This is a genomic window from Phyllobacterium sp. LjRoot231 (assembly GCF_964253365.1).
In the GTDB taxonomy this organism is placed as follows: Bacteria; Pseudomonadota; Alphaproteobacteria; order Rhizobiales; family Rhizobiaceae; genus Phyllobacterium.
The window spans coordinates 1071943-1093281 of the sequence record NZ_CAXUQT020000001.1; the positions used below are offsets into that span (position 1 = coordinate 1071943).

Consider the following 21339-nt stretch of genomic DNA (forward strand, 5'->3'; position numbering starts at 1 on the left):
TATGATGGCAATTGGCCACACCAACCGCTCCGCCCTGTCGAACAGGTGTTTCAGCTAGTCAGATCGGTTAAGATGCTAGAATCCGCCATTCAGATCGATTTCTGGTTGTAATCCCGAATACAGGCAATTGCTCACATGACGACACCGCTACGCTATCGCACTGCCCTCATCGTCGGTGCAGGAACTGGCCTTAGTGCTTCCCTCTGCCGTGTTCTGGCCGCCGAGGGAATTAAAGTGGGTCTGGCCGCACGCAACACCAGCAAACTGGAAGCGCTGGCAGCGCAGGTCGACGCTGATACATTCACCGTCGATGCTTCCAATCCCGAGGATGTCATGCAACTGTTCGAGCAGGTGGACGGACAGATCGGCGCGCCCGACATCGTGATTTATAATGCTTCCGCGCGTTTGCCCGGGCGGCTCACAGACCTTGATCCCGAAGCCGTGCACAAGGCGATAGATATCTCCGCATACGGAGGCTTTCTGGTTGCCCAGCAAGCGGCAAAACGGATGCTTGTAAACCGGCACGGCGCACTCTTCTTCACAGGAGCGACCGCCAGTGTAAAGGGCTTTGCCCACTCGGCCGCTTTCTCGATGGGCAAATTTGCTCTGCGCGGTCTAGCCCAAAGTGCCGCCCGTGAATTGGCACCGCAAGGGATTCACGTCGCCCACGTGGTTATCGATGGTGGCATTCGCAGTGCCGCTCGCCCCGATCCGGTTGACCGCATGGACAGTACGCTCGACCCGGATGCAATCGCGGAGACCTACCTTGCACTCCTTCGCCAACCTCGGAATGCGTGGAGTTGGGAAATCGAGGTGCGGCCTTGGGTGGAGACCTTCTAATGACGCGCCGACAAAGAGTGGCGTGGGGAACCTGAAGCTGGCCTGGCTCCAGCCGCAGCGAGCGCGCGCCCGATGTTGGCAAACACTTGGTGGGACTGGGCCATCATATCGCCCGAGCCAACAAGATTGCCTTCACTGTCCTCGGCTACTTGTCCAGCGACAAAAACCAATCGGCTGCCTGTAGCAACGACGACATGGCTATACGTCAGGCGAGTGGATATTTCGTTAGGATTGATACATTTCAATGTCATTGATTTGATCTTTCCAGCGGTTAGAAGTCGTTTACAGTGTCGCTCTTTCAGAGAGCATTGCAGCCAATAAGGCAAACGCGTTGCGTGGGTTTTTCGTTTGGGCCGACGATGGACCTCGATCTTACTTGCCGGATGATGGGGAAGTGGGAGGCAAGGCGCGTATCTCCCGGCCAGTGCTATGGGCTGTTCCTGATATGACCCGCGGATTGCCACCAGACGCGCCCGGTGGCGCTAATGCAGGGCAGGGGCATAGGGTATATATGAACCTGAATTGCGCCAACCTAACGTTGATCGTTGTACGGCTCCTTCGTCTCTGCAACGAGCTTTGCAAGTTCTGAAAACGACCACGGCTTTTCTGCTCCAGTATCGTTGGCAACTTGAAGGACCCTTATAGGAAAACAAACAGCATCTCGGTTTGATGGCGACATGTCCCCAGTAAACCGATTGTCGCCGCGCGCGGTGGCCTCTGCTTTGTCGAATGCAGTGTCCAATTCCTCTTGTGTGACGACACCCCTCTCGACCAGCAAACGGTTGATAGAAGCGATAGCAAGGCAGAGACCTTCGATTTGCAGATTGGCTGCATGCATAGCTGTATCCTCCGAGTTAAGTCATGCGGGCACGTGAGACGGCCCCTTTGCACAACGCTCAAAAACGCAGTTCGATCCAATGCGAGGATGTAAACATGACATCCATGACATCGTTTAACTATGCCCGCGCGCAGTCAACAGCGCTCCGCCGGCTCGACAAGTTCGGCGCGACGTTCCTGGCAGTGGTCCGGGCCGACGCGCCGCCAAGTAACGCAAATGTCGCAATCATGAACTTACCCGATTCATTCCCCGCTCCCCGTGAAGTCTTGCGGCGGCAAAGCAGAACGGCTGGCTCCAGTCGAGGCAAAATCGATGCTCGGTTCGAGCAGATCGACCGGTTCTGCTGGACTATAGGAGTGAGGCTCGGCGGAGGCATCAAGGGCAGCGCCGAGCCTCACCGCCGGCATTGCGTACCAGCCTCGGCATCTTGCAGCAGCACTCCACGCGCATCAATCAATCGCGGATTCGTTAGAATTCATTACTGAGATCGATGCATTCTTCATGGCTGCCGCGGGGCTTCGAATCTAAGGCTCTTTTGTCGGATAGACCGGCCGCCAAACATATTGGAATTCTCCTGGCGTCTTCTCTATGGGCATTCTGATGAGCATCCATGTTTGCCCATTGCATTGGTTCACTAAAAATACCATCGAGTCTGCTGGTCCTCTGCTAACAGCAAAGCAGGGCAGTGCGGCGTTTGATTGAACAAATCTCTGCGGTGCCGGTTCAGCCATGCCAATAGATTTCAGGAACCCATCGGTGGTCTGCGTCTGAATTTTATTCTGCGCGCCTGCTGGCGAGGCCACCAAAAGCAAGAATGTCGTAACGATAAACCAAACGCGCATCCACTCCTCCACGAGCGACGGACAAAAATCCTAGCTGAACGCGCGAAATGTCAGTGGAGGCCCGTCCTGCCTGAACGCAAAACAAAGGCTGGCCGGGCTCTGACATTGGGGCTCAGCAATTAAAGTGTAGACTTGGGTGGTTAAGATAGCGTGAGGCCATAGATGAAATCTAACGCAGATCGGGCGTAGGGAATACGTGATCCCACCCGCCAGTATGCTTCACAGTATACGAGCTAGCTTCTCCGAACGCTCCTATGCGCCAATATTACTCTCCGGTTTGCACAGGAGTTGGACCCCAATCTGATAGCTCCAAAGACCCGTTAAAATACGTGTTTCCACCGGCGAATTAAAGCAATCATTAGTTCGGTACAGGGCACTCATCATCCAAACACCCTTGGAACACCTGCCGGGAAGTGTCTCTCCCCAAACCATCGGTTACGTCAATGGCTATAGCAATCCTGAGATTGGCTTCTAACCAATTGCTTTTATTGATCGTATGGCGGAGAGGGAGGGATTTGAACCCCCGATGGAGTTGCCCCCATGCCGCATTTCGAGTGCGGTGCTTTCAACCACTCAGCCACCTCTCCGCGTGAGGGATCAATCAAAAAAGACCCCGGATGTATCGGCCGGGAAAATGGACCCTGCCGGTGCCGCAATACCCCGAAGGGCTTGGCTTGAGCGTGCGACGCGCTAGATAGCGGGCAAAGCTTCAGGATACAAGAGCAATTTTGCGTTAAATTTCTTGACTCTGTGACAAAGCTGATCTTATAAGCGCCCGACGACTGGCGTGGGGGATTCTCCGCGCCGTTTGTTTTTGAATTCGGGTGCCTTTATTCTTATGCGTAAGAGTGCCTTTCGATCAATCTGTCACGACTGACAAAAAGACGGTTATTGCCGCAAAACGGCACTAAACCGAACCGAACTCCGAAAGGGAAAAAATGTTCGCAGTCATCAAGACCGGTGGTAAGCAGTATCGCGTTGCCGCCAATGACCTTCTGAAGGTCGAAAAAGTTGCCGGCAGTGCCGGTGATATCGTTGAATTTGCCGAAGTTCTGATGGTTGGCGTTGGAGCTGACGCGACGATCGGTTCTCCTGTCGTTGGCGGCGCGCTGGTCACAGCTGAAGTCGTCGAACAGGGCCGTGCCCGCAAGGTCATCGCCTTCAAGAAGCGCCGCCGCCAGAATTCCAAGCGTACGCGCGGTCATCGTCAGGAACTGACGACGATCCGCATCTCGGAAATCTTGACGGATGGTGCAAAGCCTTCCAAGAAGGCCGCTGAAAAGCCGGCCAAGAAGGAGGTTGCTCCGAAGGCGGAGGCTGCCGCTGCTGCGGATGCAAACGAGACGAAAGCCGCCCCAAAGGCCAAGGCTGCGCCAAAGAAGGCTGCTGCCAAGGCTGAGAAGCCCGCATCGGGCGAATAAGAACAAGATTTAAAGGAGCAATCCGATGGCACATAAAAAAGCTGGTGGTTCGTCACGCAACGGTCGTGATTCGGAATCGAAGCGCCTTGGCGTGAAGAAGTTTGGCGGCGAGCGCGTTCTTGCCGGCAACATCCTCGTGCGTCAACGCGGCACCAAGTGGCATCCCGGCGTCAACGTTGGTCTGGGCAAGGATCACACTCTGTTTGCACTTGAAGCAGGCACTGTTTCCTTCCGCACCAAAGCCAACGGCCGTAGCTACGTGTCGATCGTCAACCCGATCGCCGAAGCAGCAGAATAGCCGGTCCTGCTTGAAGCACCGGCGTCCCATCGGACCCGGTGTATGGCAACCGCCAAAAGATCAAAGGGGAGATGGGATTACCACCCATCTCCCCTTTCGTGTCTGGAGGATAGACAAATGGTTGCTGAAATACTGGAAGACGATGAAGAACGGCTGGATCTGATAGATTGTCCCGTTCTCGTTACGGAACGCCTGGTTTTACGAGCGCCACGTAACGAGGATGTGGATGCAATTGCCCGTCTCGCCGACAATCTTCGCGTGGCTGAAATGCTCTCCCGCATGCCGCACCCCTACACGAAGGAACATGCGGTGGATTTCGTGCGCCGTGCCAATGCGGGCGAGATCGGCAAATGCGTCTACTCGATTACCCTCGCGCAATCCGGCACTTTCATCGGATGTTGTGGTATCAATTATCGCCGCAACAAGGATGAGCATCTGAGCAGCGGCAGGGATGAGCTGGAAATCGGCTATTGGCTGGGCGAGCCCCATTGGGGCAAGGGCTATGCGACAGAAGCTGCACATGCTCTCGTCGATCTGGTGTTCAGGGCAACACAGGTTGAAAAGCTTTATGCGTCCTGCCGTGTCTCCAATATCGCTTCGCGTCGGGTGATCTATAAAAGCGGCTTCCAGTATACCAACACCGGTATGATGGATTCGATCACAGCCGGAAACGTGCCTGTCGAGCGGTATATGCTCGACCGGAGGACGTGGATCGGTCTACGAAGCTGGACGTCGTAAACATTGACTAGTCGTCCCAAGAGGTGGGGCGACCAGTTTTCATCTCCGGGATTTTCCTGTAATGCCTCGGAACATCAAAAGGGACTGAACTTCCATGAAATTTCTTGATCAGGCGAAAGTCTATATCCGTTCCGGCGACGGTGGTGCCGGATCGGTGTCGTTCCGCCGTGAAAAATTTTTGGAGTTTGGCGGTCCGGATGGCGGTGACGGCGGCCGGGGCGGCGATGTTTGGGCGGAGGCTGTCGATGGCCTCAACACGCTGATTGATTATCGCTACCAGCAGCATTTCAAGGCCAAGACCGGCATGCATGGCATGGGTCGCGATATGACCGGCGGTAAAGGTGCCGATGTTATTCTCAAGGTGCCAGTCGGCACGCAGATTTTTGAAAACGATAATGAGACACTGATCTGCGATTTCACTGTTGTCGGTCAGCGCTATCGGCTTGCCAAGGGCGGCAACGGCGGTTTTGGCAATGCACACTTCAAGACCTCGACCAACCAGGCGCCGCGCCGGGCAAATCCGGGCCTCGAGGGCGAAGAGCGCAATCTCTGGCTCCGACTTAAACTCATCGCCGATGCGGGGCTACTTGGTAAACCCAATGCAGGCAAGTCTACTTTCCTGGCCAGCGTCACCGCCGCCAAGCCGAAAATTGCCGACTATCCGTTTACGACGTTGCATCCCAACCTCGGCGTCGCGCGGATCGACGCTCGCGAATTCGTGATCGCGGATATTCCCGGGCTGATCGAAGGCGCACATGAGGGTGTCGGGATCGGTGACAGGTTCCTTGGCCATGTCGAGCGGACGCGCGTACTTCTGCACTTGGTTTCGGCACAGGAAGAAAATGTCGCCGAAGCTTATAAGACAGTGCGCACGGAACTCGAAGCCTATGGCGCCGGACTTGCGGATAAGCTCGAGATCGTGGCCTTGAGCCAGATTGATACGCTGGATGCGGCAGCCCGGAAGAAAAAAATCGCCGCGCTAAAAAAGGCAGCGGGTCGCGAACCGATGCTCCTGTCATCCGTCAGTCGCGAAGGGATTGAACAGGTCCTGCGGGCACTGTCTGCGATCATTCTCGAATCACGCCAATCGGAAGCTCCTGTCGAGGTCGATAACCGCTTCAAATATTGAGTCATGCAATGTCCGTGAAAACCGCAGAGCTCCGGAAAAGTGAAGACGAGGCAATGGTGAATTCTTTGCCGAAGCTCGCTTCCTATCGCAGGATCGTTGTGAAGATTGGATCGGCGCTGCTTGTCGATCGCGCCAGCGGATTGAAGCGCGATTGGCTGGAAAGCCTCGGCACTGACGTTGCGGCGCTTATCTCGTCCGGCGTCGAGATGATGATCGTCTCGTCAGGCGCGATTGCACTGGGCCGAACGGTGCTCGGCTTGCCAAAGGGCGCATTGCGGCTCGAAGAAAGCCAGGCTGCGGCCGCGGCCGGACAGATCGAATTGGCTAAAGCCTATGCGGAAGTCTTGAACCATCACAAATTGCGGGCCGGACAAATCCTGCTGACCCTGGCCGACACGGAAGAGCGCCGCCGCTATCTCAATGCGCGCGCGACGGTTGGCACTTTGCTGCGGCTAAAGGCCGTTCCGGTGATCAACGAGAATGATACGGTCGCTACCACCGAAATCCGCTATGGTGACAATGACCGGCTTGCTGCACGTGTCGCGACCATGATGGGCGCCGATCTGTTGATCCTGCTGTCCGACATCGATGGACTCTACACCGCCCCACCACATCAGAATCCCGATGCGCAATTCCTGCCCGTTGTTGAATCTATCACGCCCGATATCGAGGCCATGGCGGGGGCGGCAGCGTCGGAATATTCCCGTGGTGGCATGAAGACCAAGCTTGACGCAGGCAAGATCGCCAATGCTGCCGGCACTGCCATGATCATTGCGTCGGGTACGCGGCTTAACCCACTGGCAGCTATCGATAAAGGCGCGCGCTCCACCCTGTTCAAGGCGAGCTCGACACCGGTCAATGCCTGGAAGACATGGATATCCGGCAATCTCGAACCATCCGGACGGCTGGTGATCGACGAGGGCGCGCTGGTTGCACTTAAATCCGGCAAGTCGTTGCTCGCGGCGGGCGTGCGCGAGGTTGCGGGTCACTTCATGCGCGGCGACACAGTTGCTGTCGTTGGTCCTGATGGGCGCGAGGCAGCGCGCGGGCTTATTGCCTACGATGCGGTGGATGCCATAAAGATTGCCGGACGCAAGACCAATGAGATTGCGACAATTCTTGGTTATGATGCTCGTTCCGCTATGATCCATCGCGATGATTTGGTGGTGCGTTCGGCGAGGCGTATTACCGTGCCTAAGGAGTAGAGAATGTTGAGACGAGTGGATGCAGAACAGTCCGTTGCTGAATTGATGGCCGATATCGGCCGCAAGGCGCGCGCCGCTGCCCATCCGCTTTCTACCGCGTCGCCGGACCAGAAGACCCGGGCTCTTTTCTCCATGGCTGACGCGATCGATCGCCGCAAGGCGGAGATATTGAGCGCCAACAAACAGGATATGGCCAACGGCCGGAAAGCTGGGATGGCTGCTTCATTGCTTGATCGGCTTAAGCTGGACGAACTGCGTATTGCCGGCATGTCCGAGAGCATCCGTGCAATTGCCGATCTCAAAGATCCGGTTGGAGACGTCATTGCCGAATGGGATCGCCCCAACGGCCTGCATATCGAGCGCGTGCGCACGCCACTTGGCGTTATCGGAGTGATATACGAGAGCCGGCCGAATGTGACGGCCGATGCAGGTGCACTCTGTCTTAAATCCGGTAATGCGGTCGTCCTGCGTGGCGGTTCGGACTCAGCCCATTCATCGAAAGCCATTCACGAAGCCTTGCTGGAAGGGTTAGAGGCAGCGGAGCTGCCAAAGGATGCGATCCAGCTCGTCCCAACCACGGATCGCACTGCGGTTGGTGAAATGCTGAAGGGTCTCGACGGAAATCTCGATGTGATCATTCCGCGCGGTGGCAGAAGCCTTGTCGCGCGGGTGCAATTGGAGGCCCGCGTACCGGTCTTTGCCCATCTGGAAGGACTGTGCCATCTCTACATCGACGCTTCCGCCGATTTGGCAATGGCGCGCAAGATTGCCGTGAATGCCAAAATGCGTCGTACCGGCGTCTGTGGTTCGGCCGAGACGCTTCTGGTCGACCGGCTTATAGCTCCAACCCATTTGGTTCCATTGCTTGAGGATTTGAGTGCGGCTGGTTGCGAAATCCGTGGCGACAAAGCGGTTACCGAGGTCTATGCCGAAGCCAAACTCGCTACAGAAGAAGATTGGTCGACGGAATATCTGGACGCCATCATCTCGGTGAAGCTCGTCGATGGCGTCGGTGGCGCGATCGATCATATTAATCACTACTCATCGCATCATACGGAAGCAGTGATCGCTGAGGATGCATGGGTGGTAGAACGGTTCTTCAGCGAAATCGACTCCGCAATCCTTCTCCATAACGCCTCGACGCAATTTGCCGATGGCGGCGAGTTCGGCATGGGCGCCGAAATCGGTATCGCCACCGGCAAGATGCATGCGCGCGGTCCAGTTGGCGTCGAGCAATTGACTTCATTTAAATACCGCGTGCGCGGCAGCGGCCAGACGCGTCCGTGACATCAAAGCAAGGGCGGCAGATAAGCTTTCCGGGCGTCAGCGAAGCGCATTTGCGCATGCCTTTCGTTGAAAAGGGTATGATCGTCGGTCTGTTCGGCGGTTCCTTTAATCCGCCGCATGCCGGTCACGCGCTGGTCGCTGAAATCGCTTTGCGACGTCTCAAACTCGACCAACTCTGGTGGATTGTCACCCCTGGCAATCCGCTCAAGGATGCACGTCATCTGGCGCCGTTAGCAGAACGGCTGGAGCGTTGTGAGGCGCTTATCCATGATCCGAGAGTGAAGATCACTGCCTTCGAGGCAGCACATCATATTCGCTACACGGCGGATACATTGGCGATGATCAAAGCGCGCAACCCTGGAGTGTATTTTGTCTGGATCATGGGAGCGGACAATCTGGCGGATTTCCATCGCTGGCAGCGCTGGCAGAAGATCGCACTGACATTTCCGATTGCCGTCATCGACCGGCCAGGGTCGACGCTGGCGTTCCTTTCGTCGCGCATGGCGAAGACGTTCGACTATGCGCGTATCGATGAGGACGATGCGCCGATGCTTGCCCGCTCACGAGCGCCGGCATGGACCTTCATTCATGGACCGCGATCATTGTTGTCGTCGACCGCTATTCGCAACGGTGTGATGAAACCAAAGGTATGAAACTGCGTTTCAGCTGCGTGAAGCCGGATTCAAGGTGTGACAGTAATAGCGGGTTAGTTCGATATGACGTCTTGAAACTGTCATGCGACTCTGCCTATCTTAATAACGTGCAGTATGGGTACAAGCTGCGTTGCGTTGTTCTTAAGGGAAAGGAAATACACTGAGAACAGCATTTCAGAAGAAGGATGCCTTGGCACCTTCACCGGCAGAGATGAACGGTATCAATTCCGTATCTCTTGCCCTCCAGTCGGTCCTTGCCAGTCTTGAAGACTCAAAGGCTGAAAACATTATCCCCATCGACCTTCGAGGCAAATCCGTAATCGGTGACCATATGGTCATCGCGTCCGGACGTTCGCATCGTCACGTAACGGCGGTTGCGGACCAACTTTTGCGTGCTCTGAAAGAGAGCGGGCATGGCAACAATGCCAAAATCGAAGGTCTTGCGGGCGGTGATTGGGTGTTGATCGACACGGGCGATATCATCATCCATATTTTCCGTCCCGAAGTGCGCGAGTTCTACAACCTCGAAAAGATGTGGCAGGCTCCCGAACTTGACGGAGAAACCGTTCATTAACTGACGGATTGGAGTGTCGGGGCTCAAGCTCTACCAACGCTCTGAACGGCTGATGGATTTTGACCGGTCGCAGACCGGGTAGTATATTTTCGGACCTTCGGAGGTCCGAAACCCGGAGAGTGTCATGCGCATTACCGTTTTTGCCGTGGGCCGGATGAAGTCTGGCCCCGAACGGGAACTGGCAGATCGATATTTCGATCGGTTGAGAAAGACAGGTAGTTTGCTCGGGCTTGAATTCACATCCGTGACGGAGATCACTGAAAGCCGTGCGCCACAGCCGGAACTGCGCAAGCAGGAAGAATCTGCGAAAGTTCTGGAAGCGCTAGATCAGGGCGGCGTCCTCATTATCCTGGACGAGCGTGGGAAGACCATGCCGTCAGAAGCCTTTGCAGCGTCGATTGCTCGGTTTCGCGATGATGGCAAGCGTCAGCTTCTCCTGGCCATTGGCGGGCCTGACGGACACGATGCGTCGCTGAGAGATCGTGCCGATTTCGTTCTGGCACTTGGCGCGATGACGTGGCCGCACCAAATTGTTCGCATTCTTGTTGCCGAACAACTTTATCGCGCAACCACAATCCTCTCGGGCCATCCCTATCACCGCGTTTGAAATTCATTCAGCTCTCATTCATGCCCATCTTTCATAATGACGCTCGCTGATCATTACGAAAATATAATGATCTCAATGCTTTTCAGGCGAACCACTCATTTCCATTTCTTGCTAAGATAGATCAAGATGGGTGTCCTTCGTCGGCGCAACAAGGTGGGACGGGTTAGATGAGCAAAATAGCCAAGCAGGGCAAGGCATCTCCCGCTGAGTCCAATGTGACCTTCATTCCCGCTGCAGTTCCACCGGGACGAATGAAGAAGCGTTCGCGCTTGTGGATATGGCTGCCTGTCGTCCTAGCGGTTGCAGGGGCGGGTTACTACGCTTGGAACCACTACAGCGCCTCGGCATCAAGTACTGCCGTGATCACGCAAGCGGTCGTACGCAGTGACATCGAGAACGCCGTTACCGCCGTTGGCACGCTTGATTCGATCAAGTCCGTCGATGCCGGTGCGCAGGTTTCAGGTCAGCTGAAAGTGCTGCACGTCGAGATTGGCGACACGGTCACGCAGAATCAGCTCATCGGCGAAATCGACCCGGCGACAATCCAGAACAGGATCGAAATCGATCAGGCGGAATTGGCCAATCTCCAGGCGCAACTTGTCTCCAAGAAGGCCCAACTCGTGCTGAAGCAAGCCAATATAGATCGCCAGCGCAACCTCGTTGCAACGCGTAGCGTTTCGCAATCCACGCTTGATCAAGCGATCGCCGACCTTGCTGCTGCCGAAGCGGACGTCAACGCGTTGGAGGCACAAATTCGCAAGCAGCAGGCGACACTGGCTGGCGACCAAGTCGATCTCGGCTACACGAAAATCTATGCGCCCATGGCCGGTACGATCGCTGCGGTACCTGTCAAGGAGGGCCAGACGCTGAATGCGAGCCAGACAGCACCGACCATCGCAACGATTGCGGATTTATCGATCATGACGGTCAAGGCGCAGGTGTCGGAGGCGGACGTCAGCAAGCTCAAGATTGGCATGGATGCCTACTTCACTTTGCTTGGACAGCCTGGCAAGCGTTACAAGGGAAAGTTGCGGCAGATCCAGCCGACACCGGATATCCAGAACAATGTCGTGCTTTACTACGCCCTGTTCGACGTTCCGAACCCTGATGGCGACCTGATGATCTCGATGAGCGCGCAGGTATTCTTTGTGCAATCGGCTGCAAATGACGTGCTTGTCGTTCCAAGTTCCGCAATTGGCGGGCCCGGAGGTACGGGTCGTGCTGGAACAAACGGCGAAACCCACAAGGCTGAGGTCACGGTGGTTACGTCATCCGGGGCGAACGAAACACGCGAGGTTGAAGTCGGCGTCCGCAACCGCATCAATGTCGAGATCAAGAGCGGGCTGAAAGAAGGCGAACTCGTCGTTGTCGGTCGGGGAAGCGAAAGCCCTGCTGCGACCACGACCCGCAATTCCGGCAATCGCTCGCAGCGCGGCATGCGCATGCCGCCAATGTTCTGAGCCATGGCTGACCTCATCTCGCTTAGAGACATCAGCAAGACCTACTACAATGGCGATCTCGCCGTTGAGGTCTTGCATGGAATATCGCTTGACATCGAGCCGGGCGAATTCGTCGCGATTATCGGGCAATCCGGCTCCGGCAAGTCGACGCTGATGAATATTCTTGGCTGTCTGGACCAGCCGACGAGCGGCCATTATTTGCTCGATGGCGAGCACGTTTCAGATTTTGAACAGGATGAACTTGCCGGGCTGCGCAGGCGCACTTTTGGCTTTGTCTTTCAGAGCTATAATCTTATACCGACCGCCAGCGCTCAGGAAAATGTCGAAGTACCGGCGGTTTATGCTGGCGCATCGGCGCGTGACAGGCATGACCGCGCAAAGGCGCTGCTCAATTCACTGAAGCTCGGTGACCGGCTTGATCATCGTCCTAACCAGCTTTCCGGCGGCCAACAGCAACGTGTATCCATCGCGCGGGCGCTCATGAATGGCGGGCGCGTCATCCTCGCTGACGAGCCGACCGGCGCTCTCGACAGCCAGAGTGGCGAAGAAGTGATGGCGCTGCTGGGCAGCATGAACGAGAGCGGCCATACGATCATCGTCATTACCCATTCACGAGAAGTTGCGGAACAGGCCGACCGGCTTATCGAATTGCGCGATGGGCGTATTATTTCTGACCGGACCAAGAAGGGGCGCAGTAATCCCGAGGCTGCTACAGGGCTCAAGCAGAAAGCTTTCGAGGGTGTCGCGGCAATCGCCGACATATCAGAAGCTATCAAAATGGCCTTCCGCGCACTGCGGGCCAATCTTTTTCGCACAATCCTCACTCTGCTCGGTATCGTCATCGGCGTCGGTTCTGTCGTGGCTATGCTTGCTATTGGCACTGGCGCTCAGAACTCTGTACTCGACCGGATTTCCTCCATGGGATCCGATCTTTTGGTGGTCCGGCCGAACATGGCCAACTTCCGTGGTGGTACCGGCGGTAGCGTCGTCACGCTGATCCCGGCCGATGCGGATGCCATCCTTGAACAGCCAAATGTTGCTTTCGCCGTGCCCGAAATGACGAGCACGGTGACTGTCCGCTATGGCAATGTCGATTACCAGACCTCTGCCAATGGTACGGTTCCACAGTTCACGCAGGCCAAATCGTGGACTGTCGGGAAGGGCGAGTTCATCAATCAGGATGATATGACCAATTACGCTCCGGTGGCGGTGCTTGGTCAAACTGTCGTTAAGACGCTCTTCGCCGATGGCACAGATCCGCTGGGCAAATATGTGCTCATCAACAAGATTCCATTTCAGATCATCGGCGTGATGAGCGAGATGGGAGCAGGCCCGGGAGGCAACGATCAGGACGATACGATTATCGTCCCTCTGACGACCGGGAGCATGCGGCTGTTCGGCCAACGCAATGTGCGGACGATTACCGTGCAAGTGAAGGATGGTTCGGCCATAGACGCTACCCAGGATACGATTCAGGAGCTTCTGGATAAGCGTCACCAGAAACAGGACACGCTCATCACCAACATGGCGTCTATCCGCGAAGCTGTTACCGAGACCTCAAATACGCTGAAGCTTTTTCTTGGCGCCGTTGCGGCAATTTCGCTGCTTGTCGGCGGCATCGGCGTGATGAACATCATGTTGGTCAGCGTCAGTGAGCGGACCCGGGAGATTGGCGTTCGCATGGCAACAGGCGCGCGGCAACGCGACATCCTGTTGCAGTTCATCATCGAAGCGCTTGTTGTGTCGGCTATAGGTGGAGCGATCGGCGTCGTAGCCGGTCTTGGCACTGGTATTCTGGCAAAGCTTCTCGGCGCGCCGATCAGTTTTACAATCGGACCCGTAGCGCTGGCTTTCGCCTGCTCATTCCTGACGGGGCTGGTCTTCGGGTATCTGCCGGCAAGAAACGCCTCTCAGCTTCAGCCGGCAGTTGCTCTCAGCTCAGAATAAAACGCTCTAAAAGTCGAGTTCCAGTTCGACGTCATTATCTCGGCGGCGGCGAGGATAACGGTCGTAACGGTCCTCGTCATACCTGTCACGACCGCGCCTGGCGTCCGTGAATACGGCGGCGCAGCCCTTGTCTACCCATATAGCGCCGCGATTGTAGCCCCAGCTATCCCCGGCAATGCAAGGTGTCTTTGATAACTGCCTTGCGATGCGCGGGCGACGCATATCAGCGTCACATTCCCGGTATCTGAACTTGCGCGACTCACATCTGACAGAATCCTGCGCATACGCAGTAACAGGCACGAACTGCGCACCACCCAGGACCACAGCGAATGCCAAGATATATCGGTACATTTTCCCTCTCCGATACGGTTTCGACTCACCAATATGGTGCACCATTTTAAATTCGAAATGGTCAAATTTGTTCCGTGCTGGTTAATCAATCTTTTGCCACGTTAAACTCAGGGCTGCTCAGGAAAACCGGGCGTTTTCGCGGTTCACCAGATCGGAAATGAAACTGGAGACAGCGGTGATCCGCCGGAGCGTTCGGACCGATTCATGATAGGCAAGCCAATAGGACCGGCGGATCGTACGTTCCGGTAAAACCGGCACGAGATCGTCATGCTCGCGGGCTATGAACATGTGCAGAATGCCGATTCCTGCGCCGGCCCGCACCGCTTCGACCTGTCCAAGGGCACTGGAGATTTCGAACGCCGGACGCCAATCGCGGGTGATTTCGGGTGCGTAATTCAGCGACGGGCTGATGACGAGATCGTCAACATAGCCGACAAGGCGATGCCCGGAGAGTTGATCCACTGATTGTGGCGCACGATGCTCCGCAAGATAGGAGCGGCTGGCGTAGAGGCTCAAGCTGTAGTCGACCAGTTTGCGTGCAACGAGCCGGCCCTGATCCGGGCGATCGACGGTAATGGCGATATCGGCTTCGCGCCGGGACAATGAAAAGGAGCGAGGTACAGGAACAAGCTGGATTTTGAGATCGGGATAACGGGCAGTGAGCGATGCCAGCCGAGGCGCAAGAAAGGTGACGCCGAATCCGTCAGGCGCGCCAATGCGTACTGAGCCGGAAATGGCGATATCCGCATCACCCAAGGAAGAGCGGATGGAGAGCATCTCCGCTTCCATGCGTTCTGCCGAAAGCAGGAACTCTTCTCCCGCGTGGGTCAGTTCGCATCCATTGGTGCGCCGAGTCAGAAGTTTCGTGTTCAGATCATGTTCAAAAGAGCTGAGCCGTCGCGCGACCGTAGCGTGATTGAGGTTTAGCCGTTTTGCAGCTCCGAGAATCTGCCCGGAACGCGCCACGGCCAGAAAAATACGCACATCATCCCAGTTCATAACAGCACCCTCCGGACACCTCAGTACTTTAATTTTTGCACAACGGATATGCTTTTGCTCGGCTTGCAATAAATTTTTTGAAGCGCGATGATGGGATCACAGAAATCCAACAACCATAGGGAGGTTGCTCACAATGCGTGAAGTCGGACATTTTATCGGTGGCAAGCACGTCGCCGGAACCAGCGGTCGCACGACCGAGATTTTTCAGCCGATGGACGGAACGGTGCAGGGTCGTGTCGCGCTCGCAACACCCGCAGAAGTGCGTGCTGCCGTCGAGAATGCGAAGGCAGCTCAGCTCGGCTGGGCCGCGACCAATCCGCAACGCCGCGTACGCGTTATGCGCAAGTTCCTCGAACTGGTCGAAGCCGAATATGACTCGCTGGCCGAGCTTCTTGCGCGCGAGCATGGCAAGACCATTCCCGACGCTAAGGGCGATATTCAGCGCGGCCTGGAAGTGGTCGAGGTTTGCCTTGGCGCTGCGCATATGCTGAAGGGCGAGTTTTCCGACAGCGCTGGTACCGGTATCGATGTTTATTCGATGCGGCAGCCGCTCGGCGTCGTTGCGGGCATTACGCCTTTCAACTTTCCCGCGATGATTCCGCTGTGGAAGGCCGGCCCTGCCATCGTCTCCGGTAATGCCTTCATTCTAAAGCCTTCCGAGCGTGATCCGGGCGTACCGATGCGCCTGGCTGAGCTCTTCATCGAAGCGGGACTTCCTGCCGGTATCTTCAACGTTGTCAATGGTGACAAGGAAGCGGTCGATGCGATCCTTGACGACCCGGATATCAAGGCTGTTGGCTTTGTCGGTTCGACGCCGATTGCTCAATATATTTACAGCCGTGCGACGGCAAACGGCAAGCGGGCCCAGTGCTTCGGTGGCGCCAAGAACCACATGATCATCATGCCTGATGCCGACATGGACCAGACCGTGGACGCGCTGATTGGAGCGGGTTATGGTTCGGCTGGCGAGCGCTGCATGGCAATTTCTGTTGCGGTGCCTGTCGGCAAGGACACGGCCGATCGTCTGGTCGAGCGTCTGATCCCACGCGTCGAAAGCCTCAAGGTTGGCCCTTCCACGGATATGTCTGCCGATTATGGCCCCGTCGTCACAAAACAGGCTCTGGAGCGCATCCAGCACTATGTCAATCTTGGTGTGGAGGAAGGTGCGAAGCTCGTCGTCGATGGCCGCGGTTTCAAGATGCAGGGCTACGAGAACGGCTATTACATGGGCGGCTGCCTCTTCGACCATGTGACGTCGGACATGCGCATCTACAAGGAAGAAATCTTCGGGCCGGTTCTCGGCATTGTTCGCGCTGACACCTATGAAGATGCTATCCGCCTGCCGAACGAACACGAATATGGCAATGGCGTCGCGATCTTTACCCGCGACGGCGATGCGGCCCGCGACTTCGCCTCCCGCGTACAGGTCGGTATGGTCGGTATCAATGTGCCGATCCCGGTTCCGATCGCTTACTACACGTTCGGCGGCTGGAAGGGTTCGGGTTTCGGTGATCTCAACCAGCACGGTCCTGATGCTTTCCGTTTCTACACCAAGACAAAGACTGTCACGTCGCGCTGGCCGTCAGGCGTGAAGGATGGTGCAGAATTCGTCATCCCGACGATGAAATAATCTTAAACGGAATATTCGTGCAAAGGGGGTCATGGCATTAACGCTGTGGCCCCCTTTGCACTATCTTGAAGTTCGAATGAAACATACCCACGTCATATATGTAGATGGAATCGGCACCATGCCGATTTCATGGACAGGAACCGAAACGCGGAAAGGAGCGAGACGGTGAGTACGAAACGGCAAGCTGTCATCCTTCCGGTATACTGAGCGCGACAACGCGCCTCTGTTGCCAGACCGGATTCGGCCAAGGAGGTGCGTTATGAAACGCATTTACATCCACAGAATCATCATATCCGTGTTTGCGGCAGCATTGGTTGCCGCTGGCATCCCGGCTGCCGGAGCAGAGGCTCTTACTTGCGCCAAGCGTGCTCAAATTGTCGAGTTCTTGAAGGACCAGTTCCAGGAATTTCAGGAAGCTTATGGTCTGGTTGGGGACCGGGCAATCCTCGAGCTCTATCTCTCATACCAGGGCGCCACATGGACTATCATTGTCACGGACGTCTCAGGCAAAAGCTGCATCCTTGCGGCAGGCGATTCCTGGGAACAAAAGCCCGGCGTAGCAGAGCTGAAGACATGACGGTGGTTGCTTGATTAACCGAATCGCTTAGCTCAGGGAGCAAGCGTGCGCAGATGACCGATCAGCTTTGTGGCCTCGTCCGCAGCGTGGTCCGGTTCCCGCGCGATGATCGCGTCAATCAATGCCCGGTGCGCGCCCGCCGATTGCTGCAGACTTCCAGGTCTTTGCAACCGGAACCAGAAGCGCCGGCTATGAGTCTGTAATGGCGAGGCAACGCGTGCGGCAAAAGGGTTTTCTGCAGCCTGACCGAGCACCGTGTCGAAAATCTTGTCTGCAATGAGAAAGCCGCTGACGTCGTCGGCCGCTAGGGCCGCGCTCATGGCCTCCGAAGCTTCCTTTAGTCGCTTGTGGTGTAACGCTGCGCCATAATGGGCGGCATCACGGGCCAGAACGCGTTCGACACCCTCGCGGGCGTCCAGCACCTTGCCGAAATCCTGCGGGTTGAGCGCTGCGATGGCGATGCCAGAGCGGGGGCGGATTTCCATCAACCCCTCCCAAGCGAGCTTTTGCACCGCCTCGCGTACGGGCGTTCGACCCATGCCGGTAATGTCTGTCAGTGCCCTCTCGTTAACGATCGCACCGGGTTCCAGCTTCAACGTTATGATCATTTCTTCGATCTGACGATAGGCGAGTTCTGCCAGGCTCTCGCCTGTCTGGGCAACAGTATGGACGGCCGTTTGATACATATGTCGTTCTTTCATTTTTAAAGCGATTGACAGCAATGAATGTTACAGATATATTTCTGATATATCAAGAAGGAGCAGAGACATGTGGTCAGGTGTATTCCCGGCAGTTACCAGCAAATTCACGCAAGATGATAGTCTCGATCATCGGGAAATGGAACGTTGCTTCTCGCTACTGATGGATGCGGGCTGCGATGGTCTGATCGTTGCGGGATCGCTCGGCGAAGGTCCGATGCTCAGCCACGACGAGAAGCTCGAAGTCCTGAAGACAGCGCAAAGCGTGGCCATGGGCAAGCCAGTGCTGCTGACGATCAATGAGGCGGCGACGCGAGATGGGGCAGCCCTTGCAAAACGCGCTGCCAAGGCTGGCGTTGATGGTCTCATGCTGGTTCCAAGCCCGATCTATCACACGGATTCGGAGGAAACGGTCACGACGCTGAAGGCGGTTGCCGCGGCCGGCGACCTGCCAGTCATGATTTATTCGAACCGGATCGCCTATCGCGTTGATGTGACCAATGAGATCCTGGCTGAACTTGCGTCCGACAAGCATTTCGTTGCCATCAAAGAATCCTCGGATGATATCCGTCGTACCACGGATATCATCAACACTTTCGGCACGCGTTACGATCTGTTCACTGGCGTCGACAATCTCGCTTTCGAAGCACTGACAGCTGGCGCGATTGGCTGGGTAGCCGGTCTCGTCACCGCTTTCCCGAAGGAAACGGTCGCTATTTACAAACTGGTCATAGCCGGACGTTATGCGGAGGCGCTGGAAATCTATCGCTGGTTCCGCCCGCTACTCGACCTTGATGTCTCCACATATCTGGTGCAGAACATCAAGCTGGCCGAAGTGCACGAAATCGGCACCAATGACCGCGTTCGCCTGCCGCGTCAGCCATTGCGCGGCGAGCGCCGTGCAGCCGTGGAGAAAACGGTAAAGGACGCGATCGCGTCCCGCCCGAAGTTGCCGATGCTTTAAGGCCAATCGGCTGATTGATGGACCAGCATTCGGACAAGAAGGAAATCGTTATCGTTGGTGCCGGCATTGTCGGCATCGCTATTGCCGCCTGCCTTTGCGAAAAAGGGCACAAGGTCCTTGTCATTGATCGGCTGGGTATCTGTGAAGGGACAAGCTCCGGCAATGCTGGAGCTTTGGCCTTTTCCGATATTCTTCCGATGGCCTCGAAGGGCGTTCTTGCCAAGGTCCCTCGTTGGCTCATGGACCCTTTGGGACCATTCACCATCCGCCCGTCATACCTGCCGAGACTTGCACCGTGGCTTTACCGGTTCTGGCGCGCCAGCCGCGCCGAGGTCCTCGATCGAACCACGCAGGTACAGGGTGCGATGATGCGGCTCGCCGAACCAGAAATGCTGGGAATGATGGAGCGGGCAGGCATACGCGGCATGGTGCGCGAGGATGGTTCGCTTGAGCTCTATGAAAGCGAGGATGAGCTGAACACCGCCCTGCCGGGCTGGAATGCACGCAAAAAAGCTGGCATCGCCTTTGAACATCTGCGGGGCGAGGAGCTTGCTGCGAGCCAGCCAGGCCTCGCATCGCGCTTCATTGCCGGCACCTTTGTGCCCGGCTGGAAGACAGTCAGCGATCCCCAGCAAGTGGGCAAGAGATTGTGGGATTATGCGACGCGTCTCGGCGCTGAATTTCTGCAGGCTGAAGTAGTTGCCGTTGCCGTGGGCGAAACAGGCGCAGCAATTCATCTGGCAGACAGCCAGAAAATCGAGGCCGCAAAGCTGATTATTGCGGCCGGAGCCTGGTCGCACCGGCTGGCGAAAAGTCTTGGTGACACAATTCCTCTAGAGACCGAACGAGGCTACAATACCACGCTGCCTGCCGGGGCATTCGATCTCAAACGTCAGCTTATTTTCTCGGGCCATGGCTTCGTGGTGACGCCATTGGAGACCGGTATCCGCATCGGCGGAGCGGTGGAACTTGCTGGTCTGGATTTGCCGCCGAACTATAAACGTTCCGAGGCGATGCTCACAAAAGCGAAAAAGTTCATGCCTGGTCTTGATACTGCTGGCGGAAGGCAATGGATGGGTTATAGGCCGTCCTTGCCCGACTCATTGCCGGTTATCGGCTATGCAAGGAGAAGCAAAAATGTTCTTTATGCTTTCGGTCATGGACATCTCGGGCTGACGCAGTCGGCTGCGACAGGACGCTTGATCGCAGATCTGATCAACGGCAATGAACCGCCGATTTCGATCGATCCATTCCGTCCACAACGTTTCTAAGGAGTATTATGACGCGTCATTCTTTCTTCTGTGTCGATGGTCATACCTGTGGCAATCCTGTGCGTCTGGTGGCGGGTGGTGGTCCCAACCTTTCCGGCTCGACGATGATGGAAAAGCGCGCGCATTTCCTGGCGGAATTCGATTGGATACGTACAGGCCTGATGTTCGAGCCGCGGGGACACGACATGATGTCAGGGTCGATTCTCTATCCGCCCACCCGTGGCGATTGCGATGTGGCTGTCCTGTTTATCGAGACCTCCGGCTGTCTACCCATGTGCGGACATGGGACTATTGGCACGGTAACCATGGCGATCGAACACGGGCTGATAACACCGAAGACGCAGGGTATCCTGAAGCTGGATACGCCGGCCGGGCTCGTGGTCGCCGAGTATACACAGGAAGGGCAGTACGTTTCCAGCGTGCGCATCACTAATGTCCCGTCGTTTCTGTATGCCGAAGGGCTCGAGGTCGAATGCCCGGATCTAGGAACGCTGTTCGTGGATGTTGCCTATGGCGGAAATTTTTATGCGATTGTCGACCGCCAAGAGAATTTCACTGACATTGCTGATTATAGAGCGCTCGACCTTATCGGTTGGAGTCCGATAGTTCGCGAGCGTCTCAATGAGCGCTATTCGTTCCAACATCCCGAAAAGCCGGACATCAATGTGCTCAGTCACGTTCTTTGGACCGGTGCACCGACGCAAACCGAAGCGCATGCGCGTAATGCAGTGTTTTACGGCGAGAAGGCCATCGATCGTTCGCCATGTGGCACAGGAACATCTGCCCGCATGGCGCAACTTGCTGCAAAGGGAAAGCTGAAGCCGGGGGATGATTTTGTGCACGAATCGATCATTGGCTCGCTCTTTCATGGCAGGGTGGAAGAGACCGTCAGTGTGGCAGGCAAGCCGGCTATCATTCCGTCGGTTGCCGGATGGGCACGCATGACCGGTTATAATACGATCTTCATCGACGATCGCGATCCTTTTGCACATGGCTTTGTCGTAAAGTGA

At 56.1% G+C, this 21339-nt stretch carries 23 protein-coding genes and 1 tRNA gene; 17 read left to right on the forward strand and 7 right to left on the reverse strand.

What is annotated here, in order from left to right:
- The first annotated feature begins 135 nt into the window (after nucleotides 1-135).
- Nucleotides 136-840, forward strand: coding sequence for an SDR family NAD(P)-dependent oxidoreductase (locus tag ACSQ3H_RS05140; protein ID WP_436116058.1), 705 nt, complete (start codon nucleotides 136-138; stop codon nucleotides 838-840).
- On the opposite strand, the gene ACSQ3H_RS05145 is transcribed toward ACSQ3H_RS05140, so the two are convergent.
- From ACSQ3H_RS05145 to ACSQ3H_RS05160, 4 genes are all read right to left on the reverse strand, one after another.
- The gene (locus ACSQ3H_RS05145) at nucleotides 837-1091 is read right to left on the reverse strand and encodes a RidA family protein (protein ID WP_436116059.1); all 255 of its coding nucleotides are present in this window, start codon (nucleotides 1089-1091) and stop codon (nucleotides 837-839) included. The two genes, ACSQ3H_RS05140 and ACSQ3H_RS05145, sit on opposite strands and share 4 nt — an antisense overlap.
- A gap of 281 nt (nucleotides 1092-1372) precedes the next feature.
- A complete protein-coding gene (locus ACSQ3H_RS05150; RefSeq protein WP_436116060.1) occupies nucleotides 1373-1678 on the reverse strand; it encodes a hypothetical protein in 306 nt (101 codons plus the stop codon).
- A 524-nt stretch (nucleotides 1679-2202) separates the two neighbouring features.
- The gene (locus ACSQ3H_RS05155; RefSeq protein WP_436116061.1) at nucleotides 2203-2520 is read right to left on the reverse strand and encodes a hypothetical protein; all 318 of its coding nucleotides are present in this window, start codon (nucleotides 2518-2520) and stop codon (nucleotides 2203-2205) included.
- Between the two features lie 497 nt (nucleotides 2521-3017).
- Nucleotides 3018-3107, reverse strand: a tRNA-Ser gene (locus tag ACSQ3H_RS05160).
- 351 nt (nucleotides 3108-3458) lie between these two features.
- On the opposite strand from ACSQ3H_RS05160, the gene rplU reads away from it, so the two are divergent.
- The 11 genes from rplU (at nucleotide 3459) to ACSQ3H_RS05215 (ending at nucleotide 13839) form a co-directional block, all read left to right on the forward strand.
- The gene (rplU, locus tag ACSQ3H_RS05165; protein ID WP_436116062.1) at nucleotides 3459-3941 is read left to right on the forward strand and encodes a 50S ribosomal protein L21; all 483 of its coding nucleotides are present in this window, start codon (nucleotides 3459-3461) and stop codon (nucleotides 3939-3941) included.
- A gap of 25 nt (nucleotides 3942-3966) precedes the next feature.
- Nucleotides 3967-4239 carry a 50S ribosomal protein L27 gene (rpmA, locus tag ACSQ3H_RS05170; RefSeq protein WP_099997631.1) on the forward strand — a complete coding sequence of 91 codons (273 nt, stop codon included), beginning with the start codon at nucleotides 3967-3969 and terminating at the stop codon, nucleotides 4237-4239.
- A 117-nt stretch (nucleotides 4240-4356) separates the two neighbouring features.
- On the forward strand, nucleotides 4357-4977 hold the full coding sequence (locus tag ACSQ3H_RS05175) for a GNAT family N-acetyltransferase (RefSeq protein ID WP_436116063.1): 621 nt from the start codon (nucleotides 4357-4359) through the stop codon (nucleotides 4975-4977).
- Between the two features lie 94 nt (nucleotides 4978-5071).
- Nucleotides 5072-6106: a GTPase ObgE gene (gene obgE, locus ACSQ3H_RS05180; protein ID WP_436116064.1), complete on the forward strand. Its 1035-nt coding sequence runs from the start codon at nucleotides 5072-5074 to the stop codon at nucleotides 6104-6106.
- 53 nt (nucleotides 6107-6159) lie between these two features.
- The gene (proB, locus tag ACSQ3H_RS05185; protein ID WP_436119353.1) at nucleotides 6160-7311 is read left to right on the forward strand and encodes a glutamate 5-kinase; all 1152 of its coding nucleotides are present in this window, start codon (nucleotides 6160-6162) and stop codon (nucleotides 7309-7311) included.
- Nucleotides 7312-7314: 3 nt separating this feature from the next.
- The gene (locus ACSQ3H_RS05190; protein WP_436116065.1) at nucleotides 7315-8598 is read left to right on the forward strand and encodes a glutamate-5-semialdehyde dehydrogenase; all 1284 of its coding nucleotides are present in this window, start codon (nucleotides 7315-7317) and stop codon (nucleotides 8596-8598) included.
- A gap of 56 nt (nucleotides 8599-8654) precedes the next feature.
- Nucleotides 8655-9251, forward strand: a complete 597-nt coding sequence (locus tag ACSQ3H_RS05195; RefSeq protein ID WP_436119354.1) for a nicotinate-nucleotide adenylyltransferase — start codon at nucleotides 8655-8657, stop codon at nucleotides 9249-9251.
- 211 nt (nucleotides 9252-9462) lie between these two features.
- The gene (rsfS, locus tag ACSQ3H_RS05200) at nucleotides 9463-9825 is read left to right on the forward strand and encodes a ribosome silencing factor (RefSeq protein WP_436119355.1); all 363 of its coding nucleotides are present in this window, start codon (nucleotides 9463-9465) and stop codon (nucleotides 9823-9825) included.
- Nucleotides 9826-9949: 124 nt separating this feature from the next.
- Nucleotides 9950-10432: a 23S rRNA (pseudouridine(1915)-N(3))-methyltransferase RlmH gene (gene rlmH / locus ACSQ3H_RS05205; RefSeq protein WP_436116066.1), complete on the forward strand. Its 483-nt coding sequence runs from the start codon at nucleotides 9950-9952 to the stop codon at nucleotides 10430-10432.
- A gap of 167 nt (nucleotides 10433-10599) precedes the next feature.
- Entirely contained in the window at nucleotides 10600-11892 is a 1293-nt protein-coding gene (gene macA, locus ACSQ3H_RS05210; protein ID WP_436116067.1) for a macrolide transporter subunit MacA, read from the forward strand.
- 3 nt (nucleotides 11893-11895) lie between these two features.
- Complete coding sequence (locus ACSQ3H_RS05215) at nucleotides 11896-13839, forward strand: MacB family efflux pump subunit (RefSeq protein WP_436116068.1); 1944 nt, start codon at nucleotides 11896-11898, stop codon at nucleotides 13837-13839.
- Between the two features lie 6 nt (nucleotides 13840-13845).
- Here the strand turns inward: ACSQ3H_RS05215 and ACSQ3H_RS05220 are convergent, their stop codons facing one another.
- Complete coding sequence (locus ACSQ3H_RS05220; RefSeq protein WP_436116069.1) at nucleotides 13846-14190, reverse strand: DUF3011 domain-containing protein; 345 nt, start codon at nucleotides 14188-14190, stop codon at nucleotides 13846-13848.
- A 117-nt stretch (nucleotides 14191-14307) separates the two neighbouring features.
- Nucleotides 14308-15189 carry a LysR family transcriptional regulator gene (locus tag ACSQ3H_RS05225; RefSeq protein WP_436116070.1) on the reverse strand — a complete coding sequence of 294 codons (882 nt, stop codon included), beginning with the start codon at nucleotides 15187-15189 and terminating at the stop codon, nucleotides 14308-14310.
- 133 nt (nucleotides 15190-15322) lie between these two features.
- Here ACSQ3H_RS05225 and ACSQ3H_RS05230 point away from each other — a divergent pair, with 133 nt between their 5' ends.
- A complete protein-coding gene (locus ACSQ3H_RS05230) occupies nucleotides 15323-16819 on the forward strand; it encodes a CoA-acylating methylmalonate-semialdehyde dehydrogenase (protein ID WP_436116071.1) in 1497 nt (498 codons plus the stop codon).
- Nucleotides 16820-17078: 259 nt separating this feature from the next.
- Entirely contained in the window at nucleotides 17079-17396 is a 318-nt protein-coding gene (locus tag ACSQ3H_RS05235; protein WP_436116072.1) for a hypothetical protein, read from the forward strand.
- 32 nt (nucleotides 17397-17428) lie between these two features.
- Here ACSQ3H_RS05235 and ACSQ3H_RS05240 read toward each other — a convergent pair whose 3' ends face one another.
- Complete coding sequence (locus ACSQ3H_RS05240) at nucleotides 17429-18082, reverse strand: GntR family transcriptional regulator (protein WP_436116073.1); 654 nt, start codon at nucleotides 18080-18082, stop codon at nucleotides 17429-17431.
- Between the two features lie 82 nt (nucleotides 18083-18164).
- On the opposite strand from ACSQ3H_RS05240, the gene ACSQ3H_RS05245 reads away from it, so the two are divergent.
- From ACSQ3H_RS05245 to ACSQ3H_RS05255, 3 genes are read left to right on the forward strand one after another with little or no spacing between them, the layout of a single operon-like run.
- On the forward strand, nucleotides 18165-19058 hold the full coding sequence (locus ACSQ3H_RS05245) for a dihydrodipicolinate synthase family protein (protein ID WP_436116074.1): 894 nt from the start codon (nucleotides 18165-18167) through the stop codon (nucleotides 19056-19058).
- 17 nt (nucleotides 19059-19075) lie between these two features.
- Nucleotides 19076-20329, forward strand: a complete 1254-nt coding sequence (locus tag ACSQ3H_RS05250) for an NAD(P)/FAD-dependent oxidoreductase (protein WP_436116075.1) — start codon at nucleotides 19076-19078, stop codon at nucleotides 20327-20329.
- 8 nt (nucleotides 20330-20337) lie between these two features.
- Nucleotides 20338-21339: a 4-hydroxyproline epimerase gene (locus ACSQ3H_RS05255; protein WP_436116076.1), complete on the forward strand. Its 1002-nt coding sequence runs from the start codon at nucleotides 20338-20340 to the stop codon at nucleotides 21337-21339.